The organism is Halomonas sp. TP35 (genome assembly GCF_052375975.1).
In the GTDB taxonomy this organism is placed as follows: Bacteria; Pseudomonadota; Gammaproteobacteria; order Pseudomonadales; family Halomonadaceae; genus Vreelandella; species Vreelandella citrativorans.
The window spans coordinates 86,458-106,103 of sequence record NZ_JBQSUZ010000001.1 but is presented as its reverse complement, the minus strand read 5'-3'; the positions used below and the strand labels follow the sequence as shown (position 1 = coordinate 106,103).

Annotated in this window: 18 protein-coding genes; 10 read left to right on the top strand and 8 right to left on the bottom strand. The window is 52.5% G+C overall.

Going from position 1 to position 19,646, the window contains the following annotated elements:
• Positions 1-685: 685 nt before the first annotated feature.
• A complete protein-coding gene (locus ACT3RU_RS00495) occupies positions 686-2,485 on the top strand; it encodes an ATP-dependent nuclease (RefSeq protein WP_192526796.1) in 1,800 nt (599 codons plus the stop codon).
• On the top strand, positions 2,454-4,271 hold the full coding sequence (locus ACT3RU_RS00490; protein ID WP_287078144.1) for an ATP-dependent helicase: 1,818 nt from the start codon (positions 2,454-2,456) through the stop codon (positions 4,269-4,271). Before ACT3RU_RS00495 ends, ACT3RU_RS00490 begins: the two co-directional genes overlap by 32 nt.
• A gap of 110 nt (positions 4,272-4,381) precedes the next feature.
• On the opposite strand, the gene ACT3RU_RS00485 is transcribed toward ACT3RU_RS00490, so the two are convergent.
• Together ACT3RU_RS00485 and ACT3RU_RS00480 are read right to left on the bottom strand one after the other, a co-directional pair.
• Positions 4,382-5,593: a helix-turn-helix domain-containing protein gene (locus ACT3RU_RS00485; protein ID WP_192526795.1), complete on the bottom strand. Its 1,212-nt coding sequence runs from the start codon at positions 5,591-5,593 to the stop codon at positions 4,382-4,384.
• Position 5,594: 1 nt separating this feature from the next.
• Positions 5,595-6,350 (bottom strand): hypothetical protein, encoded by a 756-nt coding sequence (locus ACT3RU_RS00480; protein WP_192526794.1) that lies wholly within the window; start codon positions 6,348-6,350, stop codon positions 5,595-5,597.
• Between the two features lie 520 nt (positions 6,351-6,870).
• On the opposite strand from ACT3RU_RS00480, the gene ACT3RU_RS00475 reads away from it, so the two are divergent.
• Both ACT3RU_RS00475 and ACT3RU_RS00470 read left to right on the top strand, forming a co-directional pair.
• On the top strand, positions 6,871-7,962 hold the full coding sequence (locus tag ACT3RU_RS00475) for a helix-turn-helix domain-containing protein (protein ID WP_192526793.1): 1,092 nt from the start codon (positions 6,871-6,873) through the stop codon (positions 7,960-7,962).
• Entirely contained in the window at positions 7,937-8,425 is a 489-nt protein-coding gene (locus ACT3RU_RS00470) for a PIN domain-containing protein (protein WP_192526792.1), read from the top strand. Before ACT3RU_RS00475 ends, ACT3RU_RS00470 begins: the two co-directional genes overlap by 26 nt.
• Before the next feature lie 129 nt (positions 8,426-8,554).
• On the opposite strand, the gene ACT3RU_RS00465 is transcribed toward ACT3RU_RS00470, so the two are convergent.
• Together ACT3RU_RS00465 and ACT3RU_RS00460 are read right to left on the bottom strand one after the other, a co-directional pair.
• Complete coding sequence (locus ACT3RU_RS00465; protein ID WP_441316934.1) at positions 8,555-8,719, bottom strand: JAB domain-containing protein; 165 nt, start codon at positions 8,717-8,719, stop codon at positions 8,555-8,557.
• 130 nt (positions 8,720-8,849) lie between these two features.
• Complete coding sequence (locus ACT3RU_RS00460) at positions 8,850-9,728, bottom strand: YicC/YloC family endoribonuclease (protein ID WP_192526791.1); 879 nt, start codon at positions 9,726-9,728, stop codon at positions 8,850-8,852.
• Between the two features lie 129 nt (positions 9,729-9,857).
• Between ACT3RU_RS00460 and rph the strand changes: the two genes are divergently transcribed.
• Positions 9,858-10,595, top strand: a complete 738-nt coding sequence (rph, locus tag ACT3RU_RS00455; RefSeq protein ID WP_192526790.1) for a ribonuclease PH — start codon at positions 9,858-9,860, stop codon at positions 10,593-10,595.
• A gap of 71 nt (positions 10,596-10,666) precedes the next feature.
• Here rph and ACT3RU_RS00450 read toward each other — a convergent pair whose 3' ends face one another.
• The gene (locus ACT3RU_RS00450) at positions 10,667-11,434 is read right to left on the bottom strand and encodes an exodeoxyribonuclease III (RefSeq protein ID WP_087110235.1); all 768 of its coding nucleotides are present in this window, start codon (positions 11,432-11,434) and stop codon (positions 10,667-10,669) included.
• Between the two features lie 141 nt (positions 11,435-11,575).
• Here ACT3RU_RS00450 and pyrE point away from each other — a divergent pair, with 141 nt between their 5' ends.
• Positions 11,576-12,241, top strand: coding sequence for an orotate phosphoribosyltransferase (gene pyrE / locus ACT3RU_RS00445; RefSeq protein WP_192526789.1), 666 nt, complete (start codon positions 11,576-11,578; stop codon positions 12,239-12,241).
• On the opposite strand, the gene ACT3RU_RS00440 is transcribed toward pyrE, so the two are convergent.
• Positions 12,242-12,712 (bottom strand): tRNA (cytidine(34)-2'-O)-methyltransferase, encoded by a 471-nt coding sequence (locus tag ACT3RU_RS00440; RefSeq protein WP_087110231.1) that lies wholly within the window; start codon positions 12,710-12,712, stop codon positions 12,242-12,244.
• Positions 12,713-12,788: 76 nt separating this feature from the next.
• On the opposite strand from ACT3RU_RS00440, the gene rep reads away from it, so the two are divergent.
• Entirely contained in the window at positions 12,789-14,858 is a 2,070-nt protein-coding gene (rep, locus tag ACT3RU_RS00435; RefSeq protein ID WP_087110229.1) for a DNA helicase Rep, read from the top strand.
• 52 nt (positions 14,859-14,910) lie between these two features.
• Here rep and ACT3RU_RS00430 read toward each other — a convergent pair whose 3' ends face one another.
• Together ACT3RU_RS00430 and ACT3RU_RS00425 are read right to left on the bottom strand one after the other, a co-directional pair.
• Positions 14,911-15,372 carry a c-type cytochrome gene (locus ACT3RU_RS00430; RefSeq protein WP_287078138.1) on the bottom strand — a complete coding sequence of 154 codons (462 nt, stop codon included), beginning with the start codon at positions 15,370-15,372 and terminating at the stop codon, positions 14,911-14,913.
• A gap of 407 nt (positions 15,373-15,779) precedes the next feature.
• On the bottom strand, positions 15,780-16,679 hold the full coding sequence (locus ACT3RU_RS00425) for a GNAT family N-acetyltransferase (RefSeq protein WP_192526788.1): 900 nt from the start codon (positions 16,677-16,679) through the stop codon (positions 15,780-15,782).
• A gap of 117 nt (positions 16,680-16,796) precedes the next feature.
• Here ACT3RU_RS00425 and ACT3RU_RS00420 point away from each other — a divergent pair, with 117 nt between their 5' ends.
• The 3 genes from ACT3RU_RS00420 to ACT3RU_RS00410 all read left to right on the top strand — a co-directional run bounded on the left by ACT3RU_RS00420 (position 16,797) and on the right by ACT3RU_RS00410 (position 19,531).
• The gene (locus tag ACT3RU_RS00420; protein ID WP_087110223.1) at positions 16,797-17,477 is read left to right on the top strand and encodes a response regulator; all 681 of its coding nucleotides are present in this window, start codon (positions 16,797-16,799) and stop codon (positions 17,475-17,477) included.
• Entirely contained in the window at positions 17,474-18,829 is a 1,356-nt protein-coding gene (locus ACT3RU_RS00415) for an ATP-binding protein (RefSeq protein ID WP_192526787.1), read from the top strand. The genes ACT3RU_RS00420 and ACT3RU_RS00415 overlap by 4 nt, the downstream gene beginning before the upstream one ends.
• Before the next feature lie 99 nt (positions 18,830-18,928).
• Positions 18,929-19,531, top strand: a complete 603-nt coding sequence (locus tag ACT3RU_RS00410; RefSeq protein ID WP_192526786.1) for a CBS domain-containing protein — start codon at positions 18,929-18,931, stop codon at positions 19,529-19,531.
• The last annotated feature ends 115 nt before the right edge of the window (positions 19,532-19,646 follow it).

The following is a 19,646-nucleotide window of genomic DNA, read 5'->3' as shown; positions in this document are numbered from 1 at the left end:
TAGCTTTTTAAAAACCAAAGAAGCCAAGGGCTTCAACCAATGGCGTGGAAAACTATTTTCCTGGTGGCTTAACAATTATTGCAACCGTAGATGGTAAACACGCTTATTACTAATGACTAAAACTTAGAGCTTGGTCATATTGTTACGTCGACATCACTCAATATTCTGAATCTGAATATTGATAATTTTATAAAAAATCAATAAAAACATAAGACTATAAAAATAATAGGAAATTATTATGGATATACTCCCCAGTCTACTCCCCGCATTGCATGGGCATAAAATCGTGAATAGAGGCATTTCAACCAAAGGTATGTGCGAACGATGGGGCAGGTAGCCACCTCAAGAAAGGATCTGCATTGCTTATCAGGAGGGTGCTTGCCTTCAGTGATTTTTATTATCACATATGCAAAGAATTATGAGCACAACCACCTAGCTTTAAGGAATACGAATTATATTCTGCTACACCTATAAATAAATTATCCTTTATTATTCAACAATTTACTTATCGCAGGCCACTTACTCGTAATCAGCAAGCAAGCTTATCATCGCTTCAACCGTCTAGTCATATTGATCGCGTTGAACGATGCATATGCACTAATTTTTCATTCAGAACGCAAAAGTGTCGATACGCGCTAAGCTATGTTAGGTTACAAACAAAGCCTAAAAGAGCAGAGTTTGGGACATGCGCCTTTCTAGAATTTTTATAAGAAATTTCAGGAACTTCCAGACTCTTGACGTTGCTCTCGGTGGCAACGCGGTGATACTAGGCGAGAATCGTACTGGAAAGAGCAACCTTCTGTACGCTTTGCGGCTCATTTTTGACCACAATCTACCGGATAGCGCACGTCAGCTCTCCCCGTCAGACTTCTGGGACGGCCTCGAAACGCTCAGTGCGGATGACAATATCGTGGTCAGCGTCGAAATCAAAGACTTTGAGCATGATCCGGATATTCTGGCCGTCCTTACAGACTTTCGACTCGATGACGATCCCGAGACCGTGAGGCTTTCCTATGAACTTCGGGCGAGAGCCGATCTCGACGTTGACGCCCCTATATCTGCAGCAGATTTCGAATTCTTCTGCTATGGGGGGGAGAGTGATACAAAAACTTATGGTCACAAATTACGGCGCCGAATCGCAATGGAAGTACTTCCGGCGCTGCGCGACGCCGAGAGTGATCTCGCCGTATGGCGGCGCTCACCTCTACGCCCACTGGTGGAAGAGGCATTCAGGACCGTCGACCAAGATGATCTCGTGGCCATCGGCGCGGCTATTGAGGAAGTTACCGGAAAGATAACGCAATTCGAAGAAGTCCAATTACTACAACAACGCATCGCAGACGCGTTTTTAGAGTTAAGCGGGCCGCGCCAGAATATCCGACCCGGTATCGGATTCAGCCCAGCGGACCCGACTCGCCTGCATCGTTCCATCCGCCTATTAATTGATGATGGCGCGCGAGGAATCGATGATGCCAGTCTCGGCTCTGCCAACCTGGTTTTCCTCAGTCTAAAAACACTAGAAATCAGGCAACTGATCAGTGAAAACAGTCGCGACCATACATTCCTCGCAATAGAAGAACCAGAAGCGCACCTGCACCCACATCTACAGCGCTCGGTTTACCGGCAAATGTTCGAGTCGGTCGATGGCGAAGAGACGCCAGGGCCTCTCTCAGTCATTTTGACGACCCACTCTCCACACATCGCAAGCGTTTCACCATTACGGTCAATCGTGTTGCTAAAGGACGCCGGCGAGAAAGGTACAGTCGGCTATTCAGCTCAAGAGATCAATCTCAGTGACCACGAAGCGGACGATATTGCACGGTATCTAGATGTGACGCGCGCAGAAATGCTGTTCGCGCGAGGCGTTATTCTAGTTGAAGGTGATGCAGAGAAGTTCCTTGTACCCGCCCTTGCGGAGCGAATCGGACAACCTCTAGACAGGTTAGGTATAACTGTCTGCTCAGTTTCAGGAACTAATTTTAAACCATATGTAAAATTTCTGAGCGGTCTCGGCATACCGTTTTCCGTAATCACGGACCGAGATCCGCAAGAAGGGAAAAAACCGCTTGCTTACAATCGCAGCCGAGGACTTATTGCGATTATTGCGGAACATTGCACCGGAGAAAGCCCGGACGATGTGCTCGCGGAACTGGCCGGGCACAGCGATTATGAAGATTTTCGTAAGCGGTGTGAGGACTTCGGCATTTTTTCCAATATGCAGACCCTTGAGGCTGACCTTTTTCAGGAAGGGTTCGCGGACGCGATCATAGGGGTGCTGCGTGAGTACAGGTTCAGCGCGGAGCGCCAAGACCAAGTTAATCGTTGGGAAGAAAATCCCAACAACTTGGATGAGCGCCTTCTTCTAAAGATGATAGATAGCATTGGCAAGGGGAGGTTTGCCCAAAGACTGCTCTCTCACTGCGAGGAGATTGACCCTCCAGGATATATCGACCGTGCCATCAGATACGTGGCCGACCGTGTCTGAGCGTTCAGCGTATATCAAGGCTGCCGAAAGCCTACGGGGCAATTCGGGACAGTGGGCTGCCTATGAATCGGATGGTCATTGTGTCGTGCTGGCAGGCCCAGGCAGCGGCAAAACGAAGACACTGACAATCAAGCTAGCGCGTATGCTCGCCGAAGATATTGAAGAGCCTCGGGGCCTAGCCTGCATTACCTATAACAACGAATGCGCGCGTGAACTTGAGCAAAGGCTCAACGACCTGGGTATTGCACCTGGCAAACGGATTTTTATTGGCACTGTCCACTCATTCTCGCTAACGCAAATCATATTGCCATACTCAAAGGTGGCTAGGCTCGGCCTGCCAGAAGATTTTGCAGTCGCAAATCTGCAGGAACAACGCGACGCACTGGAGCGCGCCTATGACAGGGTTATTGGAAGGGATGAGGATCCACACAGAATGTGGAAGGGACTCATGGAACGTTATCGTCGATCTCATCTAAACCGTGCGGCAGCAGCCTTTCATGACGACGATGCCACATGTGCTCAACTCGTTCTTGCCTACGAAGAAGAGCTGAGGGCGCAAGGATTGATCGATTTCGATGATATGCCATTACTCGCCTTGCGTGCGCTTAGGGAAAACAAGTGGCTCCGCTGCGCCATTCGCGCTAAATATCCCGTTTTGGCTGTAGATGAATATCAGGATCTCGGCAGTGCATTGCACAGTATGGTTTTAGGACTTTGCTTCAGCACCGGAATACGACTTTTCGCTGTCGGAGATGTGGATCAATCGATATACGGCTTTATTGGCGCAAAACCGGAACTGCTAAGGAGGCTTGCTCAGCGCGCGGATGTAGAAACGGTTCCGCTGCGCCTGAATTACCGTTGCGGATCAAGCATCGTCACCGCTTCGCAGTTCGCGCTAGGTGAGGAAAGGGGATACGAGGCTCCGGCGGGCGCTGCAGAAGGGACGATCTATTTTCAGCCCCTTCATGGCAGCTATGAACAGCGTGCGTACTACATTTTCGAGACGCTCATTCCCAATGCCATAGCTAGGCTACCGGGCTTAGAATCGGGAGACATTGCTATCCTCTACCCAGCCGCATGGCTCGGTGACTATATTGCAGATGCTGCCCAGGCATACGGCTATGGCACAGTCAGGGCGGACAGTAAATCACACTACCCCCGCTCAAGCCGACTGATGCGCTGGCTAGAGCAATGTGCCACGTGGTGCTGCAGCGGGTGGCAAACAGGAACACCTCGCTTCTCAAGGCTCGTGGCTGACGGCGAGCGTCTGTTCGCTGAAACGCTCGCCTCCGAAACAGAGCAAAACGAATTCCAGCGACAGCTAATTACTTTCCTATGGGAACGGCGTGACAGCACGCTTGATCTTCATACTTGGCTAACGACCTTCCGCCAAGAGTTGCTGAACGATCACCTTGCCCGAAGCCGCACTATGAGCGACGAGCGCAACACACTAAATACATTTGTAGAGAAAAGTGCCCCCGGGAACACCTGTGACGGCTTCACGCTCGGCCTTTTCTGCGGTCATGGCGAGGGCAACAATCGCATCACCTTGACAACCCTTCACAGCTCCAAGGGCCGCGAGTTCCGTTTTGTCGTTCTCTTCGGTATGGATGACGGCAAGCTACCGCGCAATAATGCAGGAGAGGGAGAGATAAGAGAGGCACGTCGCCTGTTCTATGTAGGCTTCACGCGTGCGGAAGAGGAAATTCATATAATTTACAGTGCTAATAATCCATCACCGTTTGTAACAGAATTGGCAGGACGAATTGATGCAGGCGATGTCTGAACTAGGCTATGTTTATATGGATAATAAGTGCTCAAGCCTCCTGGAAAGGCTAAAAAAATTACTACAAGCACCTACCCTCGTGAACCAATGGAAATGCAACGCTCTCACCTCTATTTCTGAAATGGCAGGACATCCGCTCGGGTAGCTCGACCAGACCTTACGGTATTGTGCTTGAGCTTGAGAGGCACCACGTTATCACCAGCATTGGACTGTTGGCTTAGATAACCAGGTCGTAGGCTACAAAGCATCTCAATGGTTTCTGGCGGCAACCCAATCTGATACACCAATTCAGCGCGCTCGAAGATGCCGTTATCTACCAACAAATGAGCGCCGCGCATCATGAGCTTGGGCTGCTCGAAAGCGAAGGTATCGTCGCCTGGCTCACCCTTCGTCCATTTACGTGCAGAGCGTCCTTTCCAAAGCCTTAATTCAAGCTGATCCGAAAGCAATGATAGGTCTCGACAGCGTACGATCATTGACGCTACTGAGACCTTCCAGCGAGATTTAAGCGAGAGCAGGTTATCAAGCGTTGGCCATACGACCTCCTGCGCAAAGCTCTCAGGAGGCATCAAAAAAGCACTGGCAAAACGGTGTGCCTGCCCTTCTAAAAGGTCGTAGAGCTCATTTTTCACATATTGTGAAGCCGGAATTTTCGAGTGTAGTACTAGATGCCCCAGTTCATGCGCTGCGTCGAAGCGGTTACGAATAGCATTCGCTTTGTCTTCAGCGATCAGCACATAGGGTCGGCCATCCAAGACGGAAACATGGGAGACACCGTCCATTTTGACATGCCCCAGGGTCGCACGAGTACAAATGATTCCAGCATTTTCCATTACCTGGATAACATTCGGAATAGGGGCAGTGCCGAGATTCCAAGCTTCACGGCATTCGCGCGCGATATCTTCTATTTCTTCATCACTGATCAGGCGACAGTCATCGGCATCAAGCATAGGTACATTGACCTCAGGCCACTCCATTGCATCCTGAAAGAAGTCTGAAATCTCTTGAAGCCATGCTAAATACAACTGCGACCGCTCACGGGCCTGCTTGTGAGCAGATGCTTGAGAGCGGAAAAAATGGGGGCGCTGTTCTCTCTGGAAAGCTAGCGGTATTGGCTTGAGAAACCACATACGTGAAACATTAAAAACGTGGCAAAGGCGATCAAAGGACTCAGCCTCAGGTAGCTGGGTACCTTTTTCCCATGCCGAAATCGTGCTGGAAGAGCGTTCAATTTGCTCTCCCAGCTCCGCGAGGGTCAAATTTTGGGCCATACGCAGCTGGCTCAGCCGTTGGCCTTGAAATCCATCAACCCCTGTTCTCATGTCACTCGCTTCCACCTTCGTGTTGGTCTCGTTCCTCATCGCGACGCATGCTAGCACGCAGTTTCGGATAAGCAACATCACCGAGACCATCTATTTCGTCGTAATACTGTAAAAGCTCATCAGCACTAATTCGCAAGTGAAACCCTGCGCTTGGATCACTGAATGGAACGGCTACAACGATGCCTAAGGGAGAACTGTGGTCACCTTCTGTCCATTTTGCTGTATAAGGCAGTAATAAAGCGTGCAAAGAGTCATCATTCGGGCCGAGAGGAGGCGTGGCAGATTGAAACAAGTCAGGATGCTGCGCTTCCAGCTTTTCGTTAATAGCGCTGAACTCACGCCGATATTTAGCCGAAGTAGGCTGCGCTTTATCCTTTGTCACGACACTGGTAGTAATTAAAAGAGAACCAGCCTGAATGAGCGCATAGTGCCCGCCTGCTGGGCGAGTAGAATAATTGCTCACTTCGAAGCTTTCATCGCCCTGCAAACCAAGAATAGCCTCTTGCACCGTGTAATGATGTAACTGCGGCCCTGGACCAGCCAGCGGTACATACTTGAAAGTCTCTTTAAGGTGGCTGTCGCTATTCTTAAAAGCTACTTCAATGCCTTCAAGCAATTGATTTAGATGATGACGAGGTAGTTGCTGGCAAATAAAGCGGCATAGTTCTTCTCTGTTCGTTTCTTTTTGGCTCACGATTGCCTCCAAGGCGCCGATTCGGTAAAGCAGATTATAGGCCCGTTTTTTCCTGTTATCCACGTAAAACTCATTCTCTAGCCTGCTGAACAGGACACGCTAGTCGCTTTAGATGTTGTCCCCCACAAAGGGTATTATGTGGCCAAGAGCCCAGCCCAAGTCACACGCTGCTAAGGAATACACAAGTACATACATGCCCATACTGCGATGTTAACCCGAGACGAAGACGTGCGCGCCGTTGAAAAGGTGCCCTATCGCTTGATGGAGGAAGAGCCCAAGCTTGGCTACGGTGACCAGAATTCAGGAAACATGCTCATCTAGGGCGATAACCTCGACGCTCTTAAGGCACTGCTGCCCTACTATGCTGGGCAGGTTAAGTGCATCTATATCGATCCGCCATACAACACCGGCTCCGCTTTCGAGCACTACGACGACAGCTTCCTTGTCTCTCTCGCAGTAGTTTTCTAGTAAGGAAGCCACTATATGTAGTGTCTCTATGTTTAAACCTACATATTAGGTTGACAGGCGCCAACCCAATCACCATATTGTCAACTTAAACCACCTTAAAATAAGGTAGAAAATCATGCTGCATGATCGTATACATCGTGCGCGTGTCCTTAAGAATATGACCTTGCAGCAATTAGCCGATCTGCTGGGGGGCATAACCAAGCAAGCTCTGTCGAAATATGAACAGGGCAAGGACGCGCCCAATTCGACTCGCTTGATCCAACTAGCGGACGCACTTGGGGTTAACCCTGAGTATTTTTTCCGTTCAGACTCAGTAAAGCTGGGAAAAGTAGACTTCCGTAAGCACTCTGCCTTCGGAAAACGCCAGCAAGAAGCCGTCAAGGAGCAAGTGCGTGAGCACCTTGAGCGCTATTTAGCGGCAGAGAGCCTGTTCCAAACCGGCCAATCACCTGATGAATTTTCCAAATGGCATCAGCGTTTTTCCGTATCCAATATCGATGAGGTTGAACAGGCAGCTAATAAACTGCGCGAAGAATGGCAGCTTGGGCTAAACCCCATTGCCAATCTGACTGAAACCCTGGAAGAAAATGGCATTAAAGTCGTCAGTCTTCAGGCTCACGAGAAATTTGATGGGCTTTGCGCCCTCGTCAACGATGGCGCGGATGCCGTTATTGTCAGTAATACTGAGCGTCCTGGTGAACGTCAGCGTTTTAATCTCGCCCATGAGCTAGGACATTTGGTTATGTCATTACCTGAGGAGCTTCATGGCACTCGGGATGAAGAAAACTGGTGCCACCGCTTTGCTGGGGCGTTTCTCTTTCCTGCAAATCAAGTGCGCGTCACCTTTGGTGAGCACCGCAAACGGGTGCTGTTCCAAGAGTTTCTTTTGGCCAAGGAGGAGTGGGGTATTTCTATTCAAGCCACTTTGCGCCGATTATATGACCTGGATATCGTTAGTTCGAGCTTTTATCAGAGCACTTTTCGCCTATGGTCGATGAAGGGTTTTCGAAAAAGTGAACCAGGTCGACAAGAGCCTGAAAAATCCTATCGCCTGAAGCAATTGGTTTACAGGGCGCTGGCTGAAGGACTGGTTACTCCTTCAAGAGCAGCGGAGTTACTCAGTGTAAGCCTCGGCGAGATTGAGGAAATAATGGCAAACGGACAGGCAGGTGACAGTGAACATGTCAGCGAAAATTCTTGTCTCTGATACCAATATCTGGATAGATCTTCACCGCAGTGGCCTGCTTGAAACCGTGTTTGCCCTACCTCACCAGTTCGTCACCACCGATTTTGTGTGGCGGGAGTTGAAAAAGCCCCCTGGCCAAGAGTTAACGGGATTAGGCCTTGTAGTTGAGGCATTCAATGGTGAGGAAGTTGCAACGCTTTTTACGCTACGCCAAACATTGGGTAATTCCTCACTAGCGGATGTGTCGTGCTACTTCCTAGCCAAGGAAAGAGGCTGGACGCTGCTGACCAATGACGGCGCGCTCAGAAAATCAGGGCAACAAAGCAAACTAGAGGTTCGTGGTGTACTTTGGATATTAGATGAGCTGGAAGCTCATGCCTTTCTTTCGCCAAGCCAACTGGCCGACTCTTTGGGATCAATGCTAAAAGCGGGTGCCAGGCTACCGGAAAACGAGTGCCATCAACGACTAGGCCGATGGCGGTAAATACGGCGCTCAAGATGACGTCTCAGAGCAGGCAAAAGGCTTCTTGTCGGTTATGAATATTAGCCAAAACAAACAGCTCAACAGATGGGATCGCCCCCCAGGAGCGGCGCCACATTTAGAGTTAATCAGTTACAAATATCCCATCTTCGCAAATGACTTACACCCATCACTTCCCACCACTACATGATCAATCACCTTAATATCCATCAGCCCCGGAGCTTCCTTTAGACGCTCATTGATTTGCCTATCTGAGCCACTTGGTTCTGGGTCACCACTGGGGTGGTGGTGTATCAAGTATCACGGCAGACGCGTTGTAGGCCAGCGCGGCTAGCACTTCTCGCGGATAGACGCTCGCGGCGTCAATGCGGGTTTAATACCCACCTAGCGGTGGCTTAAGCTGGATCATGGTAGACAAGCGTCGACATCACTCAATATTCTGAATCTGCTCACGCATCTGCTCAATCAGCACTTTAAGCTCTACCGCACAGCGGGTGCTTTCGGCCACGATGGATTTGGATGACAGTGTATTGGCTTCGCGGTTTAGCTCCTGCATCAAAAAATCCAGACGACGGCCTTTAGGACCGGCTTGAGTGAGCTGGCGGCTGACTTCTTCAACATGGGCCGTGAGACGGTCGAGCTCTTCGTCTACATCGGCTTTTTGGGCAACCAGTACCAGCTCGGCTTCCAGCCGCTGGGGGTCAAGTTCGGTTTTGGCCATTTCCAGACGCTCCAGCAGTTGGGCACGTTGGCGCTCTAATAGCTGGGGTAGCAGGCTTTTGACCGTAGCGACCTGTTCGCTTACCGCGGTAAGGCGTGTGCTGATCATTTCGGCAAGTTTGCCGCCTTCACGGGCTCGGGCATCGATGAGTTCCTCCAGCGCTTGCTCAAACAACGTTTTGGCAGCGGCTTTGATGGCGAGCTGATCCAGGTGTTGGGTTTCCATCACGCCAGGCTGGTTTAAAAGCTCAAGTGTGGTGGGCGGTACGGCGCTGGGCACGTGCTGCTGGATCGTCGTAAGCGCATCAGAAATCGCGGCCAGGCGTGCGGTATTTACCGTAGGGGCCTGTACGGCTTCTGAGCTTTCAAAGCGTATGCTGCACTCTACTTTGCCTCGTGCCAGGCGGGTTCGCAGGGCTTCACGGAGTATCGGTTCGAGATCGCGCAGGCTTTCGTGTAGGCGAAAATGCGGTTCCAGGTAACGCTGGTTCACCGAGCGAATTTCGACGTGCAGCGTGCCCCAGGAAGCAGCCTCATCAACACGGGCAAAGGCGGTCATGCTGTGTACGCGACGTAAAGTGGCCATGGTGATTATCCTTTGAGAACGCGTTTTCCTCAGTCTACCCGATAAGGGCAGGCTTGAACGTTAAGACGTGTACAATGGAAGGCTTTTCCTAGTTATGCGCTTTTTGTGAAGTGCTTTTTGTGAGGTGCTATGCGTCCTGAAGTTGTTCGCCCCAGTGGTCGCGAGGCCAACCAGCTGCGTGAGATCCGCCTGACCCGTGACTATACCCGTCATGCGGAAGGCTCCGTACTGGTTGAGTTTGGCGATACCAAAGTGCTGTGTAATGCCAGCGTAGAAATGGGCGTACCGCGCTGGCTGCGCGGCAAAAACCAGGGCTGGATCACCGCAGAATACGGCATGCTGCCCCGTGCGACCCACTCACGCAGTGGGCGTGAGGCGACACGTGGCAAACAGGGTGGCCGCACGCTGGAAATTCAGCGCTTGATTGGTCGGAGCCTGCGGGCAGCGGTCGACCTGAAAAAGATGGGCGAATTCACGGTCACCGTGGACTGCGATGTCATTCAGGCAGACGGCGGCACGCGTACTGCATCAATTACGGGTGGCTGTGTCGCGCTGGTGGATGCCATTCGTTATCTGCAGCGTGAGAAGAAGATTAAAAGCGATCCTTTCAAGCAGTTGGTCAGCGCGATTTCAGTGGGTATCTATAAAGGCATGCCGGTGCTGGACCTTGACTACCCCGAGGACAGCAAGGCCGATACCGATTTGAACGTGGTGATGACCGAAAGCGGCGAGCTGATTGAAGTACAGGGCACGGCTGAGGCAGGCGCGTTTAACCGCATGGAGCTAAACGCCATGCTGGACCTGGCCGAAAAGGCGGGCTCTGAGCTACTTGAGCATCAGCGTGAGGCGCTGGGTATTCGCGGTTAGGCCGTTTAATCGCCAACGCAATGAGCCGACCATGGTCGGCTCATTGGTTAACGACGACGCGGGAAAGATGCTTAAAGGGCGAGATCGTACTCGACAATTAGCGGGGCGTACTCGGAGAAAGTTGCCTCTTTATCGATCCATGCGTCGACCACGTGACGACGGAAGTTGGGGCCGACTAACTGATAGTCGATCCGCCACCCTTCTTGACGGCTACGTGGCACCTCTTGGTCAAGCTTCGGCCACCAGGTGTATTCGCCAGCATCGCGATTGATTTCGCGGAAGGTGTCGATAAACCCTGTTGGGCCAAGCACCTGATCCATCCAGGCGCGCTCTTCGGGGCGAAAACCAGAGGTGAGCTGGTTATCCGACCAATTGGCCAAATCGACCGTTTTATGGGCCACATTCCAGGTACCACAGATGATGTATTCGCGGCGTTTGCGCGACATCTTCGTCAGGTACTCCTGGTACTGCTCCATAAACGCCTGCTTGGCTTTCTGGTCGCTGCCATCGGGCATCAAAAAGGTGGCAATGCTGAAGCGGTCATAATCCGCCTGCAGAAAACGCCCTTCGTGATCGCACTGCGGAAAACCCAAGCCATACATGATCGCCTTGGGGATTTTGCGGCAGTAAAGCCCAACACCGGCGAACCCATCCTCTTCCGCATCCAGGAAATAGCCTTCATAGCCTTCCGGATAAAGAATATGGTCACCTAATTCAAAACTTTTTGCCTTGATGTTCTGCACGCAAACCACATCGGCGTCCTGCTGAGCCAGCCAGTCCAGGAAGCCACGGTCGACGGCATCACGTATACCATTAACATTGATGCTGGCAATTTTCATAAATCGTCCCTTTTGCGTCGCTGCTGTATGATACCCGACGTTTAGACGTTTGGGTAAATAGACCCTCTTATTCTTGCTATTTACCTGCGTTTTATTGTCGCCTTTGTGCTGACATAAATCACCCGCCTAATGAGGAACGCCGTGGTTACCACTCTACAACCCTACCAACGCGAATTCATCGCCTTTGCCATCGAGCAGGGCGTTCTCAAGTTTGGTGAATTTACGCTTAAATCTGGGCGAGTAAGTCCTTACTTTTTTAACGCTGGACTGTTCCAGACCGGCCGCGCACTAGCCAAGTTAGGCCGTTTTTATGCCCAGGCTATTGTCGACAGCAACTTGAAAGCCGATGTGCTGTTTGGCCCAGCGTACAAGGGCATTCCGCTGGCGGCAGTGACCGCTGCGGCACTGGCGGATCATCATGACCAAGACATGCCCTACGCGTTTAATCGTAAGGAGGCCAAAACCCACGGCGAAGGCGGCAACATTGTGGGTGCACCACTGTCGGGCGATATCCTGATCATTGATGATGTGATTACCGCCGGTACGGCCATCCGCGAAGTCATGAGCCTGATTGAGCAAAGCGGTTCCCGTGCAGGCGGCGTGATAATTGCCTTGGACCGCCAGGAGCGCGGCCAAGGCGAGCAGAGCGCCATTCAGGAAGTCCAGGCCGAGTATGGCATGCCGGTGGTGAGCATCGTCACGCTTGAGCAAGTACTTACTTACCTTGAAGAGCATGCTGGTGACGAAATGCTCGCCTATGCAGAAGCCGTGCGCGCTTATCGTGACCGCTACGGTATTGCCGCCTAGCTAAGTAGCAAGTGCGCCAGCAAAACCTTGCTGGCGCCACGCTTCATAGCTCACAATAGCCACCGCGTTGGAAAGGTTTAGGCTGCGATTATTGGGCTGCATGGGAATGCGTAGCTTTTGGGCGTCTGGCAGCGCCTGATGCACCTCGGCAGAGAGACCAGCCGTTTCAGAGCCAAACAGCAGTATATCGCCAGCCGCAAAATCTGCCTCACTGTGGGGCCGTGTACCCTTGGTGGTAATTGCCCAAATTCGCCGCTCAGGCAGAGCTTTTTGGAACGCAGCAAAATCAGCATGACGCGTCACATTAGCCAGATCGCGGTAATCAAGCCCAGCACGGCGCAGCTTTTTTTCTTCAAGATCAAAGCCCAGCGGCTCGATTAAATGTAAACGACAGCCATTGTTGGCTACCAGGCGCATAATATTACCCGTATTGGGTGCCATACGCGGCTCAAACAGCGCTACTTCAAACATCACCACCTGCCTATCCATGTTGTGCGCGTAGAAACGCCTGATTGTAGATGAAAAACCGCCAAGGATAACGTGCCTAATGACGCCCTCGCCCCCGCAATCCATTCTTAGCCGCATTAAAGGTCTTAACCCGCGCCAGCAGGAAGCCGTGCGCTACATTGATGGCCCCTGCCTGGTATTAGCGGGCGCGGGTTCCGGCAAAACCAGCGTTATCACCACCAAGATTGCGTATCTGGTTCAGGAATGTGGAATGAGTGCGCGCCGGATTGCGGCGGTCACGTTCACCAACAAAGCCGCCCGAGAGATGAAAGAGCGCGTAGGGCAAATGTTGAAAGGCAAGGAGGGTCATGGCCTTACCGTCTCCACCTTTCACACTCTGGGGCTTAATATTATTCGTGGCGAGCTGAAGACGCTGGGTTACAAGCCGGGGTTTTCCCTGTTCGACCCGGAAGATGCCAAGGCGCTGCTACGTGACCTGATGAACAAGGACGCCCAGGTCGATGCCGAGCAGATCAATGCCGTGCAGAGCAAAATATCCACCTGGAAAAACGACCTGGTGTTGCCCAGCGACGCGCTTTCATTTGCCGCCGATGACGATGAACACTTTGCTGCTCGGGTATATGAAGCCTATAACCGTCATCTAAAAGCCTACAACGCGGTGGATTTTGATGACCTGATCCTGCTGCCCGTCGTGCTCTTGAAAAACGATGCCGAGGCACTGGCGCGTTGGCGGCGCAAGATTCACTACATGTTGGTGGACGAATATCAGGATACTAACGTGTCCCAGTATTTGCTGGTGAAGCTTTTGATGGCCGAGCGCTCGACCTTTACCGTGGTGGGCGACGATGATCAGTCAATCTACGCTTGGCGCGGTGCACGTCCCGAGAACCTGATCACGCTGGGCGAGGACTTTCCTCGCCTAAAGGTGATCAAGCTGGAGCAGAACTACCGCTCAACCGGGACGATTCTGCGCGCGGCCAACACGCTGATTGCCAATAATCCGCACGTCTACGATAAAACCTTGTGGTCGGATATGGGCGACGGCGCACCGATTCGGGTGATTGTGAATCGCCATGAAGAAGCGGAGTCTGAGCGCGTAGCCAGCGAAATGCTGACTCGGCGTATCAAGGAAAAGGCTGAATGGCGCGACTTTGCCGTCCTTTATCGCGGCAACTTTCAGGCACGGCTTTTAGAACTCAAGCTTCAGCATTACCAAATTCCCTACAAGCTGTCCGGCGGCACGTCGTTTTTCTCGCGTAATGAGATCAAGGACGCCATGGCCTACCTCCGCCTACTCATCAACCCTGCCGACGATAATGCCTTTTTGCGGATAGTAAACGTACCGCGCCGTGAGATTGGCCCAGGTACGCTTGAGAAACTGGCTAACTATGCCACCGAGCGGACGATTTCCCTGTTTGCAGCGTGTCATGAAATGGGCCTGGAGCAGACGCTGCCCACCCGCGCTGTCGAGCGGTTAAGCCGGTTCACCCACTTTATTGACGGTGTGCGCAAGCGCATGGATCAGGGCGATGCAATTGCCGCCATCCGCGACATGCTGCGGGATATGGATTACGAGGCGTGGCTTTATCAGAACGCCAGTGCGCCGACTATTGCTGAACGGCGCATGGCCAACGTGTGGATCTTGATCGACCAGTTGGAAAAGTCGCTTAACCGTGACCCGGAAGAGGATACCGCCTCAGAGGCGACCGAAACCGACAGTGTGGAGGCGGCGATTTCCCGGCTGGTGCTGCGCGATATCCTGGAACAGCAGGCCGAAGAGGATGACTCAGACCGCGTACAGCTGCTCACCATGCACGCATCAAAAGGGCTTGAGTTCCCGCATGTTTACCTACTGGGCCTTGAAGAGGATCTGCTGCCCCACCGCAATGCCATTGAAATGGGCACCGTGGAAGAGGAGCGCCGCTTGGCCTACGTAGGCATTACCCGGGCGCGGCGCACGCTCACGCTCACGCTTGCCCGCCAGCGCAAAGCCTACGGTGAGCTGATGGATTGCCAGCCCAGCCGTTTTCTGGATGAACTGCCCGGGGAAGACCTGGAGTGGGAAGGTCGGGCGGATAAAGAGGACCCGGACAAGAAGCAGGCGCGCGGCAAGGATGCAATTGCCGGGTTGCGCTCTCTGTTGGGGTAACGATCAGGCCAAGCTGTCCACAGGCGGATTGCCGGAACCGCCTGTGGATAGGTTATTCGACCTCTTCGATCATGTAGTCGACCGCTGCCTTGATCTCATCATCGCTGAAATTAAACCGACCGCCCTTGGGTGGCATCGCGCCAATCCCCTTAATGGCGTTGGCGTAAAGCGTGTCAGTGCCTTGAGCGAGCCGTGCGGTCCAGGCGGCGTTATCGCCCGTTGCCGGAGCGCCCGCAATGCCTGCCGCATGGCAGGCGCCACAGCCAGCCTTGGCATACAGCGCTTCACCATCGTATTGGGCGGCGATATCTTCCGATTCAGGCTCCTCTGGCAAGGAAGCATCAGGTTCAGGCTGGGCCACCGCACGTTGGCATGTTTGTCCTTGCAGGCAGAGCTTGCCAACTGGCGCAAGGCGCTCGGCAAGCGCTGCATCCTCGGCCTCTGCATCAGCAAGCGCGGCGCTCGATAGCACCCCTAACGCGACGATCCCGCCCAGCATACATTTGAAATTCACCCTGCCCCCTTGGCGTTTATCGCCATAATAGCGGCGTTTAATCCTGTATCGATAACCGTGTTCCAGGAAAATATTCCGGGAAGATAATATCTTTTTTTTCACAGATAGCCAGAGGGCGATAGGTGAGAGCCACCTATCGGGTGATGCAATAACAAAAGGGTCTAAACGGTGATTTAAAGGCCTACGTTTAGAAGATCAGCTTAAAGACGCCCGTAAGGGTAAGAAGGCCTACGGCAAAAATAAAGATAATAATCCACAGCAAAATTTTCATAACGTTTCCTCCATGAATAAAAGAAGCATCCCTCAATACCGCGCTCACAGTATAGAAGAAAAATTAAACAGCATACTTAATATTACCTTTTGAACAGAGAAATTCTCGTGCTTCATCATGGGCTTGAAGCGGTAAGCTAGGCATTTTTCCAGGCAAGCAGACGCTGCTCGGCATAACCGATGAACCCCGCCTGCTGATAAAGGCGCCAAGCGGGCGTATTGCGAGCATCGACGGTCAATATCATCTCGTTTGCCCCTTGGTTAATCGCCAGGTTAAAAGCCGCGGTTAACACGTTTCGACCGATGCCCTTGCTGCGCCATTGCGCCGTGACGCCCATTAATAAAAGCTCCCAACAGTGAGCCGACCGCGGTGCTAACAGCAACACGCCCACCCGCTCATCGCCCAGGTTAACGCTATACCAATGGTTCGGTGCCGTAGGTGCCTGGTCATAAAAACCGGCTAGCAGGGCTTCGCTGGAAAGTGATTCTCGCAGTGATGGGCAGTCCAGCGAGCCTTGACTAATGGAATCGATCAGGGCAGTTTGCGCGGCGGTGCTTAGCTCACTAAAAGGCGCTAGCCGAATTGGCGAATCCGTTGAAGGTACCGCCTCCGTGGCCGCCAGCGTAATGGACAAATAGTGTAGTTTGGCCAAGCGCACCATATTATGCGCAAGCAGCGTTGCCTCCCACGCATAGTGGCTGGGCGGCAATACCACGTGGCAAAGCGTTATTCCCTGCGTGGTTACCCAATCATGAGCAGCGCTTAACAAGGCCTGGCTTACTGGGTCATCCTGGCAAGGAAGCCATAGCTGTGCGGTGGCGTGAGCTAGCGGCTGCACCCACAGCGCACCGCTAATACGGCCGCGCTGCTGATAGATCCATAGTCCTTCCCAGGCTGCCTGCGTGGCCGATCGCAAGGCGGTATGCAGCGTCGATTGCAAGGACGGCTCATGTACCGCCGCTAGATGCAGCAGGGCTTCCCGACGCTGCGTTGAAGGGCAGATACTCACAAAAGCACTATCGACTATCGGTTTCATTAGTAATCATGGCGCCATTGCATTGCTTTCGTTGATGTTAATCCTGACTGACTCCCCCTAACGATGCTACCTTTTGTTACTTCTAACTGGGCCGTTGTTACAGGAGTAATTGACACCATGCGCATACTGCTGGTTGAGGACGACGCCAGCTTGTCTTCGGGCATTCGCCTGGCGCTCAAGCCGGAACACTATACGGTTGACCACCTGGATAATGGCAATAGCGCGCTTATGGCTCTTAAAGAGGCTGAGCCGTTTGATGCTGTCATTCTCGATTTGGGCTTGCCGGGTCTGGATGGCCTACACATTATCAAGGCGGTACGCCGCCAAGGCAGCCAAATTCCGATATTGGTACTCACCGCCCGTGACGGTATCAATGACCGCATAGCGGGGCTGGATGCTGGGGCCGATGATTACCTGGTCAAGCCCTTTGAAGTGGAAGAGCTCAAGGCCCGTTTGCGGGCACTGCTAAGGCGCAGCCAGGGGCAATTGGATAATCACCTAGAGTGTCGCGGCATCCGCCTGGAACCGCTTACCCTAAGCGTCAGCTATCAGGATAACGTCATTACCCTTTCACGACGCGAATTTACCCTGTTACAGGAATTTATGGGCCACCCGGGCCGGGTCTTTACCCGCGATACACTTACCAGCCTGATTTATGGCTGGGATGAGGATGTAGAAAGCAACGCCATTGAAGTCCATATTCACCATTTACGGCGCAAGCTGTTTCCTGAGGTGATTCGCACCGTACGCGGCATTGGTTATGTGATGGATAAGGCGCCGCCGGGAGGCGAGCAGTGAACTCTATCCGTCGGCGAACGTTAGGGCTCACACTGCTGCTGTTTCTGCTCAGTATTATGGTCATTAGCATGGTTAGCTACCGTTATGCCACGCACGAAATTCAGCAGTTGCACGATGCAAGCCTTGCCCGACACGCGCATCTTTTAGGTGAACTCATGCAAGCGCCTATTCCGCCCGCGTATCAGCAGGCACTTCTGCAAAGCGTAGAAAATACGCTGCAAACCAAGCAGCGCAATCCTGAAGCGCTTGTCTTTCAACTTTGGGAAGGCGATGAACTACTGCTCCGCTCGACCGATGCACCATTAGCGCCGCTTGCCGCATCGCAAAGTGGCTACACCCGGCAACAATACCAGGGGCAAACGTGGCAAACCTATACGCTTTCGCTTGCAGAGGGGCGCAGGGTCATCGTGGGTGAGCGTGACGACATCCGCTTACGTTTGATCAGGCAGGTAGCGCTGCGTACGCTGCTGCCCGAATTTATTGGGTTAATCGTATTAACGTCTTTATTGTGGTGGAGCATCGGCTGGGGGCTTTCACCTCTGTCGAGAATGGCAGAACAAATCCGCAACCGAGACCCACATAACCTTCAACCCCTTAAGCTTTCGCCTCTGCCGTATGAGCTGGCGACTATTTCCGGTGCACTCAATCGCCTGTTGATGCGCATCCAGCGTTTACGCGAGCGCGAAAAACGTTTTATCGCCGATGCCGCCCATGAGCTGCGTACGCCGCTTGCCGTACTCGACCTTCATGCCCAAAACGCCCTGACCGCAGAAAGCCCACAGGACCGTGAGGAGTCGCTTCATTATTTGCGCCAAGGCGTTGCCCGCTCGACGCATTTGGTCAGCCAACTGTTAACGCTGGCAAGGCTTGACCCGGATGAAACAAGCCTGCCATTACGCCCTGTTGATGCGCTGTTTGAGGTGCGTGACGCGCTGGCCAAACTACTTCCCCTCGCCCAGCAACAACAGCAAATGCTGCAGCTAGAGGCTGATGAACAAGACCAGTGGGCGTTAAACGAAGTCCCTGGCACCTTGGGAACACTCGTGCAAAACCTGGTGGGCAACGCCATTCAGCACTCTCCCCCTCAAGGAACTATCCACGTGCAGCTTAAGGCGGAATTGAACGCCATTATTTTAGTGGTGGATGACCAAGGCCCGGGGATTCCTTTATCAGCCCGCAAGGCTGTTACAGAGCGCTTTCACCGCGCAGGCCCCGGCGCTGGGTCAGGATTGGGGTTATCCATTGTGGAGCGGATAGTGGCGCAGCATGCGGGCAGCCTGGTATTTGATGATGCGCCAGGGGGCGGTTTGCGCGTACAGGTCACGCTTAATCGCCACAGCGGCCAAAGTTAGTTTTCAAGCCTTAAGGTTCCGATAAGAATTAACTGTGACTCTGAGGGTACCAGGCTGATTGGCAGTAAGCAGTTGGCCAAATAAAATGGAGGTTCCCTGATGAATCAAGTGGCTTTTGCACCCAAAACGTTAATTAAATTCAGCGCCGCTCCACGCCTTAAGTCGCCAAGTGCCAAGCGGTTAACGACTGAAAGTTCAGCGCTGGATGTACTTACCGACTTTCAAACGCTGAAACCTCATTCAGTCGCCGCCGACACGCCTGTTGACGAGGCGCATCTCAAAATGCGTTATAGCGGTGTGCGGCTTCTGTTTGTAACCGACAAAAATGAGCACTGCATCGGTATTCTTACCGCTAAAGAGCTGATCGGCACACGCCGTATTAATCTGGCCATGCAGCAGCGCAATCTTGACCGCGACGAAATAACCGCGGATATGATCATGACCTCCTGGGACAAACTCAGTGCGATGACGCTGGAACAGCTCTCGGCGCTGACGATTGAAGACCTTGTCCTGGTCATGGAAGACGTGACTGAACAGCACCTGTTAATCACTCAGTACGACGATCATAACGCACTGACCATTCGTGGTTTAATATCAGCCACCGATATCCAAAACACCGTGGGTAAGCAAGTCAGTACGGTGGTTCCCGTAGCGCGTAGTTTTGCCGATATTTGCCAAGTGATTACCGGTCACGACCTGTAAAATTAAGAGCACTCGTTCGTTGTTGTGAAACGTATTTATCATCTAAAACGCCCCTTACCAAAAACGGTAAGGGGCGTTTTTTAGTGTTCTATCAATACCGTGTTAATCCCTAAAG

Bases quoted from the DNA above. Each gene is read 5' to 3' on its own strand.
- ACT3RU_RS00470 (WP_192526792.1), top strand. From the start codon at position 7,937: ATGTCAGCGAAAATTCTTGTCTCTGATACCAATATCTGGATAGATCTT.
- ACT3RU_RS00460 (WP_192526791.1), bottom strand. From the start codon at position 9,728: ATGGCCACTTTACGTCGCGTACACAGCATGACCGCCTTTGCCCGTGTT.
- ACT3RU_RS00450 (WP_087110235.1), bottom strand. From the start codon at position 11,434: ATGAAAATTGCCAGCATCAATGTTAATGGTATACGTGATGCCGTCGAC.
- ACT3RU_RS00485 (WP_192526795.1), bottom strand. From the start codon at position 5,593: ATGAGAACAGGGGTTGATGGATTTCAAGGCCAACGGCTGAGCCAGCTG.
- ACT3RU_RS00410 (WP_192526786.1), top strand. From the start codon at position 18,929: ATGAATCAAGTGGCTTTTGCACCCAAAACGTTAATTAAATTCAGCGCC.
- ACT3RU_RS00420 (WP_087110223.1), top strand. From the start codon at position 16,797: ATGCGCATACTGCTGGTTGAGGACGACGCCAGCTTGTCTTCGGGCATT.
- ACT3RU_RS00425 (WP_192526788.1), bottom strand. From the start codon at position 16,679: ATGAAACCGATAGTCGATAGTGCTTTTGTGAGTATCTGCCCTTCAACG.
- rph (WP_192526790.1), top strand. From the start codon at position 9,858: ATGCGTCCTGAAGTTGTTCGCCCCAGTGGTCGCGAGGCCAACCAGCTG.
- ACT3RU_RS00475 (WP_192526793.1), top strand. From the start codon at position 6,871: ATGCTGCATGATCGTATACATCGTGCGCGTGTCCTTAAGAATATGACC.
- ACT3RU_RS00440 (WP_087110231.1), bottom strand. From the start codon at position 12,712: ATGTTTGAAGTAGCGCTGTTTGAGCCGCGTATGGCACCCAATACGGGT.
- rep (WP_087110229.1), top strand. From the start codon at position 12,789: ATGACGCCCTCGCCCCCGCAATCCATTCTTAGCCGCATTAAAGGTCTT.
- ACT3RU_RS00495 (WP_192526796.1), top strand. From the start codon at position 686: ATGCGCCTTTCTAGAATTTTTATAAGAAATTTCAGGAACTTCCAGACT.